This window comes from Candidatus Latescibacterota bacterium (assembly GCA_020633725.1).
Taxonomy (GTDB): Bacteria; Krumholzibacteriota; Krumholzibacteriia; order JACNKJ01; family JACNKJ01; genus VGXI01.
On record JACKDC010000002.1, the window covers coordinates 475,909 to 493,353 of the forward strand.

Consider the following 17,445-nt stretch of genomic DNA (forward strand, 5'->3'; position numbering starts at 1 on the left):
GCATGCCCACGGTGGGCGTGCTCGCCCTGCAGGGCGCGGTGGAGAAGCACCTGCGGCGGCTGGAGTCGCTGGGCGCGGCGGCGCGCCCCGTGCTCACGGCGGCCGATCTCAACGGCCTCGACGCCATCGTCCTCCCCGGCGGCGAGTCCAGCACCATGACCCATCTCCTGGCCGCGGGTGGCCTGCGCGCACCGCTGGCCGAGTTCCTCGCCGCGCGTCCCGTGCTCGCCACCTGCGCGGGGCTCATCCTGCTGGCGCGCAGCGCGAACCACCTGCCGGCGCCGCCCTTCGGCCTGCTGGACGTGGACGTCGCCCGCAACGCCTGGGGACGCCAGGTCTTCAGCTTCCAGGAGGAGCTCGACTGGCCGCTGCCCGCGCCCGACGGCTCCCCCGGCGCGCCCACGCTCAAGGCCATCTTCATCCGCGCGCCGCGCATCACGCGCGTGGGGGAGGGCGTCGACGTCCTCGCGCGCTTCCGCGGCGAGCCCGTGGCCCTGCGGGAGGGCAAGCTGCTGGCTCTGGCCTTCCACCCGGAGCTCACCGACGATCCCCGCGTCCACGCCTGGTTTCTGCGCGAGTTCGTCGGCGCGGCGGAGATTCGCGCTTAACGCGACCGTCGGCGCGCGCTATCCTTCCCGCGGCCGGCTTCCCCGCCACGCCATCCGGAGCGGAACGCCATGCGCACTCAACTGCCCCTGCTCGTCGTCATCGCACTGTCCTTCAACGCCTGCGCGCCCCACGGTCTCGTGCCGCGCGGCGACTACCTCGGTCAGACGCCGCCCGCCCCCGGCGCGGACGCGGCGCTCTTCGCACCCGGGATCGTCTCCACGGCGCTATACACCCGCGACCTCGCCATGACGCCCGACGGCGGCGAGATCTACTTCGGCGTCGTCCTGGGCAACTTCGACTACAGCACGATCATGGTCACGCGCCGTGGCGACGACGGCCGCTGGTCCGCGCCCGAGGTCGCGCCCTGGGCGGCGAACCCCGACTGGAAGGACCTGGAGCCGCACGTCAGCCCCGACGGCACGCGGCTCTTCTTCATGTCCGACCGCCCCGATCCGGCCGCCGGCGAGACCGAGCCGGGCGACGCCGACATCTGGGTGATGGAACGCGCGGGCCGCGGCTGGACCGAACCGCGAAACCTGGGCGCCCCGATCTGCAGCGACTCGGCCGAGTACTTCCCGTCGACGACCCGCGACGGCACCCTCTACTTCACGCGCGAGGACGCCGAGACCCGCTCCGGCGGGATCTACCGCAGCCGCCGTCTGCCGGATGGCGGCTACGCGGAACCCGAGCGCCTGGGCGAGGCCGTGAACTCGACGCCGAACGTGTTCAACGCCTTCGTCGATCCCGACGAGCGCTTCCTCGTCGTCCCGACCTTCGGGCGCGACGACAGCCTGGGGCGCACCGACTACTACGTCTGCTTCCCGGACGGCGAGGGCGGATGGGAGGGGCCCCACAACCTGGGGCCGCGCGTGAACTCGCCCGGCGGCCTGGAGTACTCGGCCTCGCTGTCGCCCGACGGCCGCGTGCTCTTCTTCATGGCCACCCGTCCGCGGTCCGCCCCCTTCGGCGACGAGGGCATGACGGCGCGGTCCCTGCATCAGCTTCAGGCGGAGCCGGGCGTGAGCAATCCGGCCATCTGGTGGATCGACGCGGGGGTGATCGACGCGGCGCGCTGAGCCTGGCGTAAATGGCATTCACCCGCTAGCTTCTGCCTGAACGCCAACGGGGAGCGACGACATGCCCTTCTACGAGTACGAGTGTCGCGAGTGCGGCGAGAAGTTCACGGCCCTGCTCAGCATGAGCCGGCGCGACGAGCTCGAGCCCACCCTGGCCTGCCCGCGCTGCGAGGCCAAGGGTCCCCGTCGCCTGCTGTCCAGCTTCGCCACCGGCGGCTCCGGCAGCGGCGGGGCGCCGGCGCCCAGCTGCGGCGGTGGTGGCTGACGGATCGGCTAGGGAGGCGTCGCCTCCCCAACCGCCGTCACCGCAGCCGCATCACCGCCGCAACTGGCCGGCCCGGATCACTTCATCAATAGAGCGACTTGACCGCGCTGAGGCTGGTCTCGTCCGTGGGCGTGGGATCCATCACGGTGATGGTGACCCTGGCCGAGGGCGGGAAGTTCCAGGTCAGCACGCCGTAGGTCGGATCGTTGACCACGCTGTAGCTGCTGATCATGCTGATCGGGTTGTCCTCGTCCGGTCCCGTGTTCGGGTTGCCGTAGAAGCCGAGGTCCTCGATCATCCCCGTGTTGACCTCGGTGCCCGAGTCCCAGACGTCGGTGTCCATGGACATGGAGCCGCTGGCCGGCAGCACGATGTCGTAGAGGCCCGCGAAGAGGTCGTTGGTGCGGCCCAGCATCCAGGCCACCGAGAAGAGGTCGCCGGGGTTGCCCTCGATCATGATGCTCTGCGAGCCGAAGAAAGGCCCGCTGCCCACGACCACCGAGTAGACGTTCGCGTCGCCCATGGCCTCGGCGGCCAGCGTCGTGGGATCGCCCTCGCGGGCGACGATCTCGAGTCCCGGCGAGGCCATCGCGCCGGGCGCCCACTGCGAGTAGCCGGCATTGTGGACGACGCAGACCGGAGGCGAGAACGGCTGGCCGGTGTCGAGGCCGCCGGGGATGAGGTTCTCCACCGTCACTTCGTAGTTGGTGGCGCTCGCGCTCGCGCTCAGCACGGTGGCCAGAGCGAGGGCGGCCAGCGCCGCGGTAGTGCGAAAGTTCATGGGTACTCCCTTCAAGATCGCGTCGCGCGGTGAACACGGTGCGGCTGCTTGCCGGTGTCCGCGCGACGCACAGTGACGGGGAGTACGAGTCGCGCTTCGGCGCGTGACCCTTCGCATCAAAAAGATCACGGGAAGCGGCGACGCCGCTCCCCGTGCGAGCATTCCGGACCGATGAGGGTGCTACTTGTCCTTGTCGCCGTCGGCGGCCCACATCGCGGCCTTGGTCTCTTCCACCTTGCTGGTGGGCCAGTCCTCGATCTTCACCTCGAGGATCTTCTGGTCCTCGTTCGGGCGGTCGCGGTCGTTGCGCGGCGTGTTCACGATCGCGTCCACGACCTCGATGCCGTCGATGGTCTCGCCGAACACGGTGTACTTGCCGTCGAGGAAGGGCGCGTCGCCGTGCATGATGAAGAACTGGCTGCCCGCGCTGTCTGGGTCGCGCGAACGCGCCATGGACAGGATGCCCCGCGTGTGGTGACGGTCGTTGAACTCCGCCGGCAGGCTCGTGCCCGGGCCCTTGTAGCTGTAGCCGCCCATGCCGTCGTTGTTCGGGTCCTCGTCCTTGCTGTTGGGATCGCCGCCCTGGATCATGAACCCGGGGATCACGCGGTGGAACAGGGTGCCCGTGTAGAGCCCGCTCCGCGCGTGCGTCAGGAAGTTCTTCACGTGCTCCGGGGCGCTGTCGGGAAAGAAGCGCAGGACGATGTCGCCCCGGCTGGTGACGAGCGTCACCACCGGCTCGGTGGCGCTCTCGTCGGCCGCCGCGAATCCTGCCATCCCCGCCACGAGGGCGAGGGCGAACAGGGGCAGCAGCAGGATGCGTTGGGTTCGGGTCATCGGTTCACCTTTCGATTGCGGTCGCGCTGCGAGCCGTGTCAATGCCCCGGTCCGGCGGGGGTTCCCGCCGACCGCTTCAGAATCGGGGTGCCGCGGGGTCGGCCGCGGTCATCTCCTCCTTGACCGCTTCCACCTTGGCCGTGGGCCAGTCCTCCACGCGCGCGGCGAGGATGGTCTGGTTCTCCACGGGGCGGTCGCGGTCGTCGCGGACGACGTTCGCGATGGCGTCGACGACCTCGATGCCGTCGATCACCTCGCCGAAGACGCTGTACTGGCCGTCGAGCTGGGGCGCTTCGCCGTGCATGATGAAGAACTGGCTGCCCGCGCTGGCCGGATCGGTCGCGCGCGCCATGGACAGGATGCCGCGCCGATGCCGCCGCGCGCTGAACTCGGGCGGCAGGGTCGTGCCCTCGCCCAGGTAGCTATCGCCGCCCATGCCGTCGTTGGCGGGGTCGTCGTCCTTGCTGTTGGGATCGCCGCCCTGGATCATGAAGCCCGGGATCACGCGGTGGAAGGTGCAGCCGGGATAGGTGTGCGCCGCGTGCCAGAGAAAGTTCTTCACGTGTTCGGGCGCCGTCTCGGGGAAGAAGCGCAGGACGATGTCCCCCTGCGCCACGCTCAGGACGACCACCTGCTCGGTGGCCGGCTCCCGACCCGCGCTACCCGCGCAGCCGGCGAGACCAAGCGCGAAGAGGACGGCCACCCGCAGGGCGACGTGCCTCACCGCCCCTCCTTCGCGAGCGCGCTGAGCGCCGCCTGCACCTGGTCGCCGTCCCACTCCTCGACCGTGACGCTCTCGATGCGCTGGTCCTCCCGGGGGCGGTCGTTGCCGTCGGTGTCGGCGCTGACGATCGCGTCGACCACGTCGAGTCCCGTGATCGCCTCGCCGAAGACGCTGTACTGGCCGTCGAGGAAGGGCGCGGCCTCGTGCATGATGAAGAACTGGCTGCCGGCGCTGTTCGGATCCTGCGAGCGCGCCATGGACAGCGTGCCGCGCACGTGGGGACGCTCGTTGAACTCCGCCTTGAGCTGCGTGCCCGGGCCCTTGTAGCTGTGCCCGCCCGTCCCGGGGATGCCCTTGGCGCCGGGTTTGGTGTTCGGGTCGCCGCCCTGGATCATGAAGCCCGGGATCACCCGGTGGAAGGTGCAGCCGGGGTAGGTGTTCTCGGCGTGCCAGATGAAGTTCTTCACGTGCTCCGGCGCCGTGCCGGGGAAGAAGCGCAGGGCGATGTCACCCCGGTTGGTCTTGAGGGTGACCACGGTCTCCTTGTCCGCCATGTTCTTCTCCTGATTGAGGTTCTCCGATTCCGGGGGACGTCGGAAGCTAGCATTCGCGCCGGGAGGGGTCAAGCGGAGGGCCTAGGGCGTGCCGCCCGGCACCTCTCGGCACCAGAGCGCCAGTCGGCCCGCTCGCGCGCGCGGCCGCAGAGCGATCCCCGTGGCGCGCTCGAGCGCCTGGTCATCCCCGGAGCCGGCCAGCACCGCTCCACCCGCCTCGAGGGCCGCGGTCAGCACGATGGGGTCCGTGGGCGCCCAGCGGGCGAGCGCCGCGGGCGAGTCGAAGGGGCCCGTGGGCTCACGTTCCAGCACCGGCACCGGCGATCCCCAATAGTAGGAAAGCGCCGTGGGCATGACCCGATAGGCCACCAGCGGCCCCCCCTCTGCCTTGGCCGCGCGGACGAGCGCGCGCGTGGGCGGCGTCCAGTCGGAGCGCAGGCCCAGCACCAGAGGGGCCAGGATCGCCAGTCCCACCCAGAGCCCCGTGCGCCAGCGCAGCCCGCGCAGGCCGCCTTCGGGAAGCGCGGCGGCGGCCATCAGCGCCAGCGGCGGCACGAGGGGCAGGAGATAGTTGGGACGCTTGCTGCCGCTGAGGCTGAGCAGCAAGAGCGGCAGCAGCGCCCAGGCGACGAGCGTGGCGCGCCGCCGGTCGCGCAGCCCTCGCCACAGGCCACGCGCAGCCTCGGGCAGCCAGGGCAGCAGCGCCGCCGGCGTCAGCGCGAGAAAGTACCACCAGGGCTCCGCGCGGCCGTGCGCCGTGCTGAGGTAGCGCTGTTCGGTCTCGCCCCAGATCCAGTAGTGCAGGAGTCCGGGGTGCCGCAGGATCTCCGCCACGAACCAGGGGAGGCCGAGCCCGAGCAGGAGCAGCCAGGTCAGGGGATGGGCCAGCGTCAGCAATCGCCGCGGTTCCCGCGCCAGGGGCAACCCGACGGCGAGCGGTAGCCAGCACCAGAAGAGCACCATGTGTCCCTTGGCCAGCAGCCCGACGGCCAGGCCGGCGCCGGTCCAGAGCGCACGTCGCCAGCCGGGCCCGGCCGACAGCACGCCGCGATAGGCGAGGATCACGCCGAGTGCGAGGAAGACGTCGCTGCTGAGCATGTGCCCCTGCACCATCGCGAGCGGCGCCGTGCCGCCGAGCCAGGCCGCCCAGCGCGCGCGCCGTCGATCGAGACCGAGGTCCAGCGCGAGCGGATAGAGCAGCAGGGCGCCCGCCAGCCAGGCCAGCGTGGCGGGCAGGCGCAGCGCGAACTCGCCGTCGGGCAGCAGGGTCAGGCCCAGCGCCCCGGCCCAGTAGGCGAGCGGCGGCTTGGTGAGGTGGACCAGGCCGTTGAAGTGCGGCTCCAGCCAGTCGCCGCCGCGCCGCATCTCCGCGGCGACGGACCCGTAGCGCCCCTCCGTGCTCTCGAAGAGCGGCGTCGTGGCGAGCCCCGCGAGCCAGAGCAGGCCAGCGGCCACGGCGAGGAGGACCCGGCGCCGGCTCACGCGGCGCGAACCCGGCGGCGCAGGGCGAGATTGCGGATGTAGACCACGAAGCCGAAGGCCTGCCCGATGGTGAAGATGGGATCGCGGATGTGCAGCGCATAGACCAGCAGTCCGGCGGCCCCCACGAGGCTCGCGTACCAGAAGTAGGCGGGGATCACGCTCTGCCCGCGCGCCTCGGACACCACCCACTGCACGATGAAGCGCGAGGCGAAGGCGAGCTGCGCCGCGCCGCCGAGGACATGCCAGCCGTCGAGTTGCATCAGGAGCCCAGCCTTTCTCGGCGCAGACGTCGCGCGAGGCGCGCCATGCGCAGCAGGTCCGCGGGGCCGCGCAGGGCGCGTCCCAGGTTGCCGTACTTGCTCTGTCCGTGCTGCCGCGGTCGATGCCGCGTCGGCACCTGGAGGATGCGCCAGCCCGCCCGTTCGACCAGCGCGGGCAGATAGCGGTGCAGATCGGGGAGCGGGGGCAGCGTGGTCAGCACGTCGCGGCGCAGCACGCGGGTCGAACAGCCGATGTCGACGATGCTGTCGCGCAGCACCCACTTGCGGATGGCGTTGGCCGCCCGGCTGGCAAGGCGTCGCGACAGCGAGTCGCTGCGTGCCGCGCGAAAGCCGAAGACCGCGTCGTAGCCCTCGCGGGCTTTGGCGAGCAGGGCGGGGAGGTCGCGGGGATCGTTCTGCAGGTCCCCGTCGAGGTGGGCCACCCAGTCGGCGCGGGCGATCTGCAGGCCGTCGTGGAGGGCCTGGGTCTGTCCGCCGCGGGCGTCGCGCAACACGGGACGCAGGCGCGGCTCGGTCAGGGCGGCCTCGCGGAGGAGGGCGCGCGAGGCGTCGGTGGAGCCGTCGTCCACGAGGATGAACTCGGCCGGCACGCCGGCCGCGTCGAAGGTGGCCTGCAGCTCCGCCAGCAGCGAGGGCAGCGAGCCGGCCTCGTTGAGGCAGGGGATGACGACGGAGAGCTCGGGGCGGGGCTCGGCGTCCGCGGCCTGGGAAGGCCGGCCTGCGGAGTGCGCGGTGGACATGGCCGCAGTGTAGGCGCGGCGGCCCCCGCAGGCAAGACCCGCCCGAGTTGACCCCCCGCGGCGCTTGGGCTAGATTACCGGCTCTTGCCGCCGGGAGGGGGCCGATGTCGCGCTTTTACGTCACCACGCCGATCTACTACGTCAACGACGAACCGCACCTGGGCCACGCCTACACCACGGTGCTGGCGGACGTGCTCGCGCGCTACCACCGTCTCATGGGCGACGAGACGCGCTTCCTCACCGGCACGGACGAGCACGGCCAGAAGGTGCAGCAGGCTGCCGAGAAGCGCGGCATCAGCCCGCAGCAGCACACCGACGCGATGAGCCCGCGCTTCGCCGAGGTCTGGCGGCGCCTGGGCATCAGCAACGACTTCTACATCCGCACGACCATGGCCGAGCACAAGGCCGTGGTGCGGCGTGTGCTGCAGCAGCTCTGGGACGAGGGCCAGATCTACGCGGACGACTACGAGGGCTGGTACGACGTCTCCGAGGAGCGCTTCTTCACCGAGAAGGAGCTGGTGGACGGGCAAAGCCCGCTGGGCAACCCCGTGGTGTCCATCAAGGAGAAGAACTACTTCTTCCGCATGGGGCAGTACCAGCAGGCGCTGATCGATCACATCGAGGCCAACCCGGGCTTCATCGTGCCCGAGAAGCGCGCCAACGAGGTGCTGGGCTTCCTGCGCCAGCCGCTGGGCGACCTCTGCATCAGCCGGCCGAAGTCGCGGCTCGGTTGGGGGATTGCTCTGCCCTTCGATGACGACTACGTCTGCTACGTCTGGTTCGACGCGCTGCTCAACTATTACAGCGCGCTGAGCTTCGGCTTCGCCGGCGACGAGACCGACGCCTTCTGGCCGGCCGACCTGCACCTGATCGGCAAGGACATCCTCACGACGCACGCGGTCTACTGGCCCACCATGCTGATGGGCGCGGGCCTGCCGCTGCCGAAGACGATCCTCGCCCACGGCTGGTGGCTCTTCGGCGATGCCGGCGCGAAGATGAGCAAGTCCAAGGGCAACGTGGTGAAGCCGCTGGACACGATGGATCTCTACGGGCGGGACGTCCTGCGCTACTTCCTCATGCGCGAGATGACCCCGGGCCAGGACAGCGCCTTCAGCGAAGGGCTCATCATCGAGCGCAACAACGCCGAGCTGGCCAACGACATCGGCAACGGCCTCAACCGCGTCACCAAGCTGGTGGAGACGCAGTTCGAGGGCAAGCTGCCCACGGGCCAGGGCTACGGCGAGGCGGAGCGCGCCCTCAAGACGCTGGCGGGGGAAGTGGCCGCGCGGGTCGCCGAGGAGATCGCGCGCTATCATCCCAACGGCGCGATCGGCGCCGTGCGCCAGCTCTCGGGCGCGGTGAACCGCTACCTCGAGGAGAAGGCGCCCTGGAAGGCGGTCAAGCAGCCCGGCGGCCGCGAGGCCACCGCGGTCACGCTCTACCACGCCGCCGAGGCGCTGCGCATCGTGGGGACGCTGCTGCACCCGGTGATGCCCGAACGCTGCGGCGAGCTGCTGCGGCGGCTGGGGGCGGCGCCCGAGCCGGCGCCCTTCGCCGAGAGCCTGGCCTGGGGCGGCCTGACGCCGGGCGCGCCAGTGTGCACCGGCGAGCCGCTCTTCCCGCGCTTCGATCCGTTGGACTAGCGGAAGCGCCGACTCCACATCGGTAATCCTCTCAGGAGATCCGTCCCACTGCGATGGACGCTGGGCCGGCGTGCCCATGCGATCGTCACCGCATCTCCTGGAGGTACCCAATGCGTTCCCTGAAGCGTCTTCCGCTGCTGGGTGTCGGACTCGCCGCCCTGCTCGCCCTCGCACTTCTCTCGGCCCCACCGGGGGCCACGCGGGCCCAGGCCCAGTACCAGTGGCCTCAGTCCGGGCACGTCTACAATCAGAACGGCTACCCCGTGAACGACTTCCACCTGATCATGGTGGGTTCGCAGCAGGGGGTCCTGCACACCTACACGGAGACCGACGGCTCCTACGTGTTCTACGCCAATGCCTGGGAAGTCTTCACCATCGAGCCCTTCGACGGCTCCGTCGACGCCACTCCGCCCTCGCATTCGGGGCAGGCGACAGCCCCTCACAGCAACTACGACTTCTCCATCGTGACCATTGGGCACGTCAGCGGCTCCATCGTGAACGCGCCCGGCGGCAACCTGGAGCTCGGTGGCATCCGGATCACCGTGGGCGGCAGCTATGCCGCGACGACGGACGCGACGGGGCACTTCGGCTTCTCGACTTTCGACGGCCACATCCTCCCCCCGCTTCCCCCCATGCAGGGGACGGCCACTCCGCAGCACTCGTTCTACAGTTTCAGCCCCGCGGGTCTCGCCTATGACAGCCGGCCCGGCGACGTCCAGCTGGCGCCCATCACCGTGACCCTCGCGAACATCGCCGCCGCGGGCGTGGCGGAGTACAGCTGGGACAACCCCGGCGGCGAGGGCTGGTCCTACTTCCCGCTGGATCCCTACAATCGCGCCACCAACAACCCGAACGTCGTGGTTGAGGTGGACTTCGACGACGCGCTCATGTCCACGCCCGTTCCGGCCGATCACGTGCGGCTTCTCGACACCAGCGGGGGCATGCTGCAGGGCGCCTTGTACCCCGTGGAGGAGCTGAACAGCGCCAACGGCTGGACGGCGCGCTTCGAGACGCCGATCGGGAACTGTGGGCGTGGCGAGCTGGGCGTCTATGTCGGCATCGACACGCAGACGCGAGGCCGCGTCTGGCAGTCGCTGTCCGAGACGCTGGAGACCGGCACGAGCCACCTGGATCTCAACGACGACGGCGTCATGAACCTGGCCGATATCGTCCTCTTCAGCGGGACCTATGGCCGGAGCGAGGGCGACCCGCTGTTCCTGCCCTGCGCGGACTACGCCCCGGACGGCGTGATCGACCTCAGCGACATCACCGTGTTCACCACCTACTACAACATGGCGCCGCCGCGGACTCCGGTGGACCAGCCGACGCTGGAGGCCATCTCCGGCCTGTTCACGATCGACCCGATCTCGGGCAAGCTCTCGATGGCGGGGGACGAGCCCGTGGACGCGCCGATGGCCGTCGGCCTCAGCGCGCAGCCCAATCCCTTCAACCCGAAGACGACGCTCAGCTTCGCGCTCAACGCGGACAGCCGCGCGTCCCTGACCATCTACGACATCAGCGGCCGCACGGTCCGCCATCTGCTGGACGGCGCTTCTCTCGCGGCCGGCCCGCACAGCGTGGAGTGGCAGGGCCGCGACGACGCCGGCAGCCCCGTGGCCACGGGCGTCTACTTCGCGCGGCTGGACACCGCCGAGGGGCGAGTGGTCCAGAAGCTCACGATTCTGAAGTAAGCCAGCGGGGAACACTCTGCTCGCGCCCCCGGCCATCATGGCGCGGGGGCGCTTTTCATGCAGAAATGTCGTGGCCACAGATCCACCATACTGTATCATTTCAGAGTTGATGATGTAATCGTGGCGCGGCCTGACCGCGCCCAACCGTGGAGCGCGACATGACCCTCTGGCAACGCCTGGCGACCCTGTCCCTTCCCGTCACCCTGGCCCTGCTCAGCATCGGGGGCAGTTGCGGCAACGACCCCAGCGGCTCGGACGGTTCCGTCTGCGAGGGGCCCGTCTACATGCCGGACACCCGGACCTCCACCTTGCTGGTGGATGAGCCCGACGACGTGGACATCGCGCCGAGCTTCACGGAGGCCGACCACGAGCCGGCCGAGGTCAGCCTCATCAGCGGTACGCTTCCGCCCGGGATGGGCGTGGACGACGTCAACCAGCAGATCAGCGGGACGCCGACGGTCACCGGCAGCTACCCGCTCGTGGTGCAGGCCCTGGTGAACTGCCCGAGCGGCGATACCTACTCCGCGCAGCTGGACCTCACGATCGAGGTGGTTGACGCCTGCCCGCAGCTCTTCGCCGCGCCCACGGCCAGCTTGGCCTTCAACCTGAACGAGGACGACTGCAAGGGACCGCTGATCGCGGGCGGCCTGGGCGAGCTCACCTGCACGATGACCGGCGATCTTCCGGACGGCCTCGCCTTCGATCCGGTGGGCTGCGAGTTCTGCGGCGCGCCCACGGAGACGGGGCAGTGGAGCGTGGACGTCCACGTGGAGGACGAGTGCCCGCAGACCCAGGCCGTGGACATCGCCTGCGACATCGTGGTCACCGAGCCCGGCAGCGGGCCGCCGCTCGGCGTCTACACCTGCGCGCAGACCGGCGAGGAGGGAATCTGGATGGAGCCCACGGTGAGCTTCGGCAGCCTGCAGGCGCCCTACCTGCTCTGCGCCGGCGACAACCAGTGGGGCGCCTTCAGCCTGCGGGACCCCTTCTTCGCCACGCTGGAGAGCCGGTGGATGTACCCGGTCCAGGCGAACGGCGTCTGTCCCGTGGCGGGCGGCCCGGACGGCAGCGGCGACTACGCCGACAAGGCCATCTTCGCCTACGGTCCCAACGGCGGACTGTTCACGCGCTGGGACTCGGGCAGCGGCGACTTTGGCTTCAGCCTCGCAATCAACGGCGCGGAGATCACCGACGCCTGTCCCTATGGCGGCGTCGCCGAGAGCGGCGGCCTCTGCTACGCCCGCGGCGGCACGCAGCTCGCCTTCATCGAGTACGACGCGTCGTCCGGGCAGTTCGGCTACGCGGCGCCGCCGATCCCCGCCAGCAGCCTGCCCGGCGGGGACGTCATCCGCAGCGGCTGCGTGAGCAGCATCACGGGCTCGGCGCTCCTCATCTGCGACGGCTCCCCCGGCACCCTCTTCCTGCACGACCGCGCGAACGTGAACGCCGACGCCGTTGTGGTGGGGCAGGTGGGCGACCAGCCGCTGCGCGTGCGCGAGGCCGGCGGCATCGTCTGCGTGGGCAACTACCTGGACGGGACGCTGGACGTCGGCACCTGGGTCCAGAGCCGCACGGCCGATCGCAGCGACGTGGTCACGCTGACCGACCAGGCCAGCGTCGGCGCCGGCCCCTTCGGCATCGACATGCTCGAGCTGGGCGATGGCAGCGTGGCCATCGCCTGCGGCGGCTACGAGGACAACAGCTACTCCGTCACCGTGGTCAGCGCCGCGGGCGCCGTGCTGAGCAGCACGACGACCGCGCTGCCGGCGGGGGTGGAAGGCCCCGGCCACGTGGCCTGGCTGCGCGACGGCAGCGGCCACCTGCTGGTCGCCGGCAACCTCACCAGCAACATCGCGGTGGTGGACGGAGGGCTGTAGGCGGGGCCGAAACGACAAGCGCCCCCTTCCGGAGGAAGGGGGCGCGTCTGCGAATCGCGGAGCCGCTACTTCTTTCCCTGCCCCGCCGCGGCACGCTTGTACGTGTCGTAGATCGTCGCGTCCCAGCCGTTCCAGGGGCCGTCCTCGTCGTAGGAGGAAACCACCGCCCGGTTGACCGAGGTGACGCTGACCGTGCCCTGCGACCCCACCGTGAAGTCGAACACGTGCCAGTAGTCCTGGTACTCGGTCTGCGTGTTGTCATCGTAGTAGTAGCCGCCGTCGTGGAAGCTGCCCGACGCGGTCGAGGCGTCCCAGGTGCGATAGTAGTTGCCGACCTCGAGCGTCACGCGCGCAGGCGAACCGCTGACCGTGCCGTCGCCCGAGTAGTGATGCACGAAGTAGGAGTACTTGCCCGCGTAGAGCTTCGTCCCCCCGACGATCTCCGGCCCGAAGCTCGTGGTGTCGTCCGTGTCGAGAATCGTGTACGGGTCGGTCACCAGCGTGCCCATGTTGTGGTACGAGATGTGGAAGTAGTCGTAGCCCGCGTCCCAGGTCATGGGAATGAGCAGGTGCGAGTCCAGATCCTCGGGATTCTCGCCCCAGACCAGCGTGATGGAGAAGGCCGGCACGCTGAGCACCAGGGGCTCGGGGAGCGCCTGCGTGTCGTCGGTGCCGATGTCGGCCTGCGCGGGCGCGCTGGAGTAGGTGCCCCGCATCGCCACGAAGGACGCCGAGCAGTCCTTGATCGCGCGGACGCTGAAGTTGCCGCCGGCGTCGGTGTAGACGTCGTCGGCGAAGGTGCAGCCCAGACCCTGGGAGATGACGCGCGCGTCCGGCACGGGGTGGCCGTCCATGTCCTGCACCTGGCCCGTCACCTGGCAGATCTCGGTGACCGGCAAGTCCCAGTTCCAGATGCTGAGGTGGCTCACCTCGGCGACGTAGGCGGAGCCATTCCAGACGGCCTCGCCCTCCTCGACCCAGACGCCTCGCGCCTCGTCGAACCACCACATGGGAATCGTGCTGGACCCGGTGTTCGGCAGGGCCAGCGAAAGCGCGGCCGTCACGCCGTCGGCGAGCTGCAGGGGCGCGCCGCGGCTGTCGTCCGTGAGCTCGACGCCCATGAACCCGAAGGAGACGATGGGCACCGTGCCGCCGCCGGTGGCCTCGCCCTCGAAGTCGCCGGGGAAGACGTCGTAGAAGTCCGAGCTGCTGGGCAGCGCCGCCGACAGGTCGACGTTGACGTCGCCGGTATAGGCGCCACCCGCGGCGGTGGCGAAGGCGTTCGCCGGGAAGCTGGCGGTGGCGAGGCCGCCGAGCGTCGACGCGCTGCCGCCGGTCGCCGCATCGAGCACCACCGTGTCCGCGGTCAGCAGCGCCACGTCGGGAAGGTGCGTCGTCTCGTTCGCCAGGATGGCGACCGTGCGGAAGGTCGGCAGGTAGCCCGCGAGCGCGAAGCCGATGACGGCGTTGTCCGCAACGGCGAGATCGGTGACGGCGAACCAGCCGTCCTCGTTGGTGGTCACGGTCTTGCCGCCAATCGCGACGACGACACCCTCGAGCGGAAAGCCGCTCGTGGCCACGATTCCGCTCACCGTACCGCGGTTGGCGGGTGTCGTGCCTGGCCCCGAGGAGCTGTCGTCGCTCGAGCAGGCGGGCAGTCCAAGCAAGGCCGTCAACAGCGCGAGAACCAGAACCCATCGCATACCCATATGTTTCCCCCTTGGCCGCGGAAGCGCGGCGCTGCCGTGGAAGCGATCCGTGGACCCATGACACCAGCGGGTGCGCCCTATCTGGATGGCGGCATCCTGAACCTCGCCCTCGCGGCGGTCAAGCGCTAGCGTGGGCGGCCGGCCTTTCCACCTTGCTTTGCTGCCTCGGGGCGCTAGAATCATGGACGTCACCCCCGCGCCGGGCCCCTCCCGCCCGCCCGTGCGCGCCAACTCAGCGCAGCGCCCGTCCGCAGGAGTGCCCGTGGCCACCGCCGCCCGTCGCCGCCGTGTCGCCGATTCCCCCCGTTTCATCGAGATCCGCGGCGCCCGCATCCACAACCTCAAGGGCGTGGACGTGAGCATCCCCCGCAACACAGTGACCGTCTTCACGGGCGTCTCGGGCTCCGGCAAGAGCAGCCTCGCCTTCGACACGCTCTACGCCGAGGGGCAGCGGCGCTACATCGAGTCGCTGTCCAGCTACGCGCGGCAGTTCCTGGGGCAGATGGAGAAGCCCGACGTCGATTCCATCACCGGCCTCTCGCCGGCGATCTCCATCGACCAGAAGACCGCGAGCGTGAACCCGCGCTCCACCGTGGGGACGGTGACGGAAATCCACGACTACCTGCGCGTCCTGTTCGCGCGCCTGGGCACGCCGCACTGTCCGAGCTGCGGCCGCGAGATCGGCTCGCAGACGGTGGACCAGATGGTGGACCGCCTCTTCCACCTGCCGCAGGAGACGCGCTTCAGCGTCCTCGCGCCGCTGGCGCGGGGGCAGAAGGGCGAGTTCGCGGACCTGTTCCCCAAGCTCGAGAAGCAGGGCTTCGCGCGCGTGCGCGTGGACGGCGAGACCTACCGCCTCGAGGAACCGCCGACGCTCGCCAAGAACCGCCGTCACACGATCGAAGTGGTGGTGGACCGGCTGGTCCTCGCCGACGGCATCGGCGCCCGCCTCCACGAAGCGCTCGAGACGGCGCTGTCCCTGGGCGAGGGGTCGGTGCGCGTGCTCACCGAGGAGGGCGAGGAGATCCTCCTCGGCTCGGCGCACGCCTGCCAGGCCTGCGGGCTGAGCTTCGAGCCGGTGGAGCCGCGGAGCTTCTCCTTCAACAGCCACTACGGCGCCTGCCCGGACTGCCAGGGCCTGGGGGTGATCCGCGAGCCCGTGCCCGAGCTGCTGGTGCCGGACGACACTCTGAGCATTCGCGCCGGGGCCATCCGCGAGGTCGCGAGCTGGATCGAGGGCAAGGGGCACTGGAGCGAGCTGCTGCAGCGGATCTTCCGCGAGTACGGCATCGACATCGACCGGCCCTTCCGCCGGCTGACGGCCAAGCAGAAGCGGATCATCTTCCACGGCGATCCGAAGGCGGCGGGACTGCCCAAGCAGGATCACTTCCTCGTGCCGGTGGACGCGCCCAACGCCAACTGGGGCGCGCGGCGCTGGCTGCTCGGCGGCCTGGTGCCCAACATCCTGCGCCGCTACCGGGCGACGAAGTCCGAGTCCGCGCGGCAGTACTACGAGAGCTACATGGCCGAGGGCCCGTGCCACAGCTGCCACGGGCATCGGCTGCGCCCCGAGAGCCTCGCCGTGACCTTCCGCGAGCAGGGCATCCACACGCTGAGCGCCATGCCCATCGGCGAGCTGGACCTGTTCTTCCGCGGCCTCAAGCTCGCCGCCGCCGAGCGCGAGGTGGCGGGAGAACTGGTGCTCGAGATCAGCGAGCGGCTGGGCTTTCTCGTCAAGGTGGGGCTGGACTACCTGAATCTGGGACGCCCCGCGCCCACGCTGAGCGGCGGCGAAAGCCAGCGCATCCGCCTGGCCAGCCAGATCGGCCGCGGTCTCACCGGCGTGCTCTACATCCTCGACGAACCCAGCATCGGCCTGCACCCGCGCGACAACCGCAACCTGCTGGACACGCTCTTCCGCCTGCGCGACCTGGGCAACACCGTGGTTGTGGTGGAGCACGACGAGGAGACCATCCGTCTGGCGGACCACGTGGTGGACTTCGGTCCGGGCGCCGGTCACCTGGGCGGCGAGATCGTCGCCGCGGGCTCACCGACGCAGGTGGAGCGCGCGCGGCGCTCGGTCACCGGGGCCTTCCTGTCCGGGCGGCGGCGCATCGTCGTGCCGCCCACGCGCCGCGAGCCGGGGAGCGAGTGGCTGCGGCTGAAGGGTGTCGAGCACAACAACCTGCGTGGACTGGACGTGGACATCCCCCTGGGCGTGTTCACCGCCGTCACCGGGGTGTCGGGGTCGGGCAAGAGCAGCCTCGTGGCCGAAACGCTCTACCCGCGCCTCGCGCGACACTTCCACGGCGCGCAGGGGCTGGGCGGGCGCATCAAGACGCTGGGCGGACTCCAGCACCTGGACAAGGTGATCGAGATCGACCAGAAGCCCATCGGGCGCACGCCGCGCAGCAACCCGGCGACCTACGTGAGCGTCTTCGATCTCATCCGCGCACTCTTCGCCGAGTTGCCCGAAGCGCGCGCGCGCGGCTACAGGCCCGGGCGCTTCAGCTTCAACGTGAAGGGCGGGCGTTGCGAGGCCTGCGAGGGTCACGGGCTGAAGCGCATCGAGATGCACTTTCTGCCCGACGTGTGGGTGACCTGCTCCGTTTGCCAGGGGCGCCGCTTCGATCGCGAGACGCTCGAGGTCACCTACAAGGGGCAGAACATCCACGACATCCTGGAGCTCGACGTGGCGCAGGCCCTGGAGCTGTTCGGCGCGCAGCCGCGCATCCGTCGGCTGCTGCAGTCCCTCAGCGACGTGGGCCTCGACTACGTCAAGCTGGGACAGAACGCCACCACGCTTTCGGGCGGCGAGGCGCAGCGCGTGAAGCTCGCCAAGGAACTGGGGCGCGTGGCCACAGGGCGCACGCTTTACATCCTCGACGAGCCGACCACGGGTCTGCACTTCGCGGACGTCGACAAGCTGCTCGAGGTGCTGCAGCGCCTCGTGGACGCCGGCAACAGCGTGCTCGTGGTCGAGCACAACCTCGACGTGGTGAAGTGCGCCGACTGGGTGATCGACCTCGGCCCCGAGGGCGGCGCCGGCGGCGGGCAGCTGGTGGCGGCGGGCACCCCCGAACGGGTGGCCAAGACGCGCGAGTCGCGCACGGGGCGCTTTCTCCGGGACCTGCTGCGCTAGGCGAGCATTCCCCGCGTACATGCTAAGTTACTGA

At 70.2% G+C, this 17,445-nt stretch carries 15 protein-coding genes; 7 read left to right on the forward strand and 8 right to left on the reverse strand.

The annotated features are described in order from the left end of the window. Positions 1-2 precede the first annotated feature (2 nt). From pdxT to H6693_06555, 3 genes are all read left to right on the forward strand, one after another. Complete coding sequence (gene pdxT / locus H6693_06545; protein MCB9515836.1) at positions 3-608, forward strand: pyridoxal 5'-phosphate synthase glutaminase subunit PdxT; 606 nt, start codon at positions 3-5, stop codon at positions 606-608. A gap of 69 nt (positions 609-677) precedes the next feature. Beyond that, on the forward strand, positions 678-1,685 hold the full coding sequence (locus H6693_06550; protein MCB9515837.1) for a PD40 domain-containing protein: 1,008 nt from the start codon (positions 678-680) through the stop codon (positions 1,683-1,685). A gap of 61 nt (positions 1,686-1,746) precedes the next feature. Further along, the gene (locus H6693_06555) at positions 1,747-1,950 is read left to right on the forward strand and encodes a zinc ribbon domain-containing protein (protein ID MCB9515838.1); all 204 of its coding nucleotides are present in this window, start codon (positions 1,747-1,749) and stop codon (positions 1,948-1,950) included. 85 nt (positions 1,951-2,035) lie between these two features. Here the strand turns inward: H6693_06555 and H6693_06560 are convergent, their stop codons facing one another. The 7 genes from H6693_06560 to H6693_06590 all read right to left on the reverse strand — a co-directional run bounded on the left by H6693_06560 (position 2,036) and on the right by H6693_06590 (position 7,349). Next, positions 2,036-2,731 carry a spondin domain-containing protein gene (locus tag H6693_06560; protein MCB9515839.1) on the reverse strand — a complete coding sequence of 232 codons (696 nt, stop codon included), beginning with the start codon at positions 2,729-2,731 and terminating at the stop codon, positions 2,036-2,038. A 180-nt stretch (positions 2,732-2,911) separates the two neighbouring features. Further along, on the reverse strand, positions 2,912-3,568 hold the full coding sequence (locus tag H6693_06565; GenBank protein MCB9515840.1) for a peptidylprolyl isomerase: 657 nt from the start codon (positions 3,566-3,568) through the stop codon (positions 2,912-2,914). 76 nt (positions 3,569-3,644) lie between these two features. Then, complete coding sequence (locus H6693_06570; GenBank protein MCB9515841.1) at positions 3,645-4,199, reverse strand: peptidylprolyl isomerase; 555 nt, start codon at positions 4,197-4,199, stop codon at positions 3,645-3,647. Positions 4,200-4,288: 89 nt separating this feature from the next. Then, positions 4,289-4,846: a peptidylprolyl isomerase gene (locus tag H6693_06575; GenBank protein MCB9515842.1), complete on the reverse strand. Its 558-nt coding sequence runs from the start codon at positions 4,844-4,846 to the stop codon at positions 4,289-4,291. Positions 4,847-4,927: 81 nt separating this feature from the next. After that, a complete protein-coding gene (locus H6693_06580) occupies positions 4,928-6,328 on the reverse strand; it encodes a glycosyltransferase family 39 protein (protein ID MCB9515843.1) in 1,401 nt (466 codons plus the stop codon). Next, positions 6,325-6,588, reverse strand: coding sequence for a lipid-A-disaccharide synthase N-terminal domain-containing protein (locus H6693_06585; GenBank protein MCB9515844.1), 264 nt, complete (start codon positions 6,586-6,588; stop codon positions 6,325-6,327). Before H6693_06585 ends, H6693_06580 begins: the two co-directional genes overlap by 4 nt. Beyond that, on the reverse strand, positions 6,588-7,349 hold the full coding sequence (locus H6693_06590; protein MCB9515845.1) for a glycosyltransferase family 2 protein: 762 nt from the start codon (positions 7,347-7,349) through the stop codon (positions 6,588-6,590). Before H6693_06590 ends, H6693_06585 begins: the two co-directional genes overlap by 1 nt. A 104-nt stretch (positions 7,350-7,453) precedes the next feature. On the opposite strand from H6693_06590, the gene metG reads away from it, so the two are divergent. The 3 genes from metG to H6693_06605 all read left to right on the forward strand — a co-directional run bounded on the left by metG (position 7,454) and on the right by H6693_06605 (position 12,560). Next, entirely contained in the window at positions 7,454-8,992 is a 1,539-nt protein-coding gene (metG, locus tag H6693_06595) for a methionine--tRNA ligase (GenBank protein MCB9515846.1), read from the forward strand. 110 nt (positions 8,993-9,102) lie between these two features. Then, positions 9,103-10,683, forward strand: coding sequence for a T9SS type A sorting domain-containing protein (locus tag H6693_06600; GenBank protein ID MCB9515847.1), 1,581 nt, complete (start codon positions 9,103-9,105; stop codon positions 10,681-10,683). A 158-nt stretch (positions 10,684-10,841) separates the two neighbouring features. Then, the gene (locus H6693_06605) at positions 10,842-12,560 is read left to right on the forward strand and encodes a hypothetical protein (protein ID MCB9515848.1); all 1,719 of its coding nucleotides are present in this window, start codon (positions 10,842-10,844) and stop codon (positions 12,558-12,560) included. A 65-nt stretch (positions 12,561-12,625) separates the two neighbouring features. Here H6693_06605 and H6693_06610 read toward each other — a convergent pair whose 3' ends face one another. Beyond that, positions 12,626-14,152, reverse strand: a complete 1,527-nt coding sequence (locus H6693_06610) for a hypothetical protein (protein MCB9515849.1) — start codon at positions 14,150-14,152, stop codon at positions 12,626-12,628. A gap of 298 nt (positions 14,153-14,450) precedes the next feature. Here H6693_06610 and uvrA point away from each other — a divergent pair, with 298 nt between their 5' ends. Next, a complete protein-coding gene (gene uvrA, locus H6693_06615; protein MCB9515850.1) occupies positions 14,451-17,411 on the forward strand; it encodes an excinuclease ABC subunit UvrA in 2,961 nt (986 codons plus the stop codon). The last annotated feature ends 34 nt before the right edge of the window (positions 17,412-17,445 follow it).

Bases quoted from the DNA above. Each gene is read 5' to 3' on its own strand.
- H6693_06600 (MCB9515847.1), top strand. From the start codon at position 9,103: ATGCGTTCCCTGAAGCGTCTTCCGCTGCTGGGTGTCGGACTCGCCGCC.
- H6693_06585 (MCB9515844.1), bottom strand. From the start codon at position 6,588: ATGCAACTCGACGGCTGGCATGTCCTCGGCGGCGCGGCGCAGCTCGCC.
- H6693_06575 (MCB9515842.1), bottom strand. From the start codon at position 4,846: ATGGCGGACAAGGAGACCGTGGTCACCCTCAAGACCAACCGGGGTGAC.
- H6693_06550 (MCB9515837.1), top strand. From the start codon at position 678: ATGCGCACTCAACTGCCCCTGCTCGTCGTCATCGCACTGTCCTTCAAC.
- uvrA (MCB9515850.1), top strand. From the start codon at position 14,451: ATGGACGTCACCCCCGCGCCGGGCCCCTCCCGCCCGCCCGTGCGCGCC.
- H6693_06590 (MCB9515845.1), bottom strand. From the start codon at position 7,349: ATGTCCACCGCGCACTCCGCAGGCCGGCCTTCCCAGGCCGCGGACGCC.
- H6693_06560 (MCB9515839.1), bottom strand. From the start codon at position 2,731: ATGAACTTTCGCACTACCGCGGCGCTGGCCGCCCTCGCTCTGGCCACC.
- H6693_06565 (MCB9515840.1), bottom strand. From the start codon at position 3,568: ATGACCCGAACCCAACGCATCCTGCTGCTGCCCCTGTTCGCCCTCGCC.
- metG (MCB9515846.1), top strand. From the start codon at position 7,454: ATGTCGCGCTTTTACGTCACCACGCCGATCTACTACGTCAACGACGAA.
- pdxT (MCB9515836.1), top strand. From the start codon at position 3: ATGCCCACGGTGGGCGTGCTCGCCCTGCAGGGCGCGGTGGAGAAGCAC.
- H6693_06555 (MCB9515838.1), top strand. From the start codon at position 1,747: ATGCCCTTCTACGAGTACGAGTGTCGCGAGTGCGGCGAGAAGTTCACG.
- H6693_06605 (MCB9515848.1), top strand. From the start codon at position 10,842: ATGACCCTCTGGCAACGCCTGGCGACCCTGTCCCTTCCCGTCACCCTG.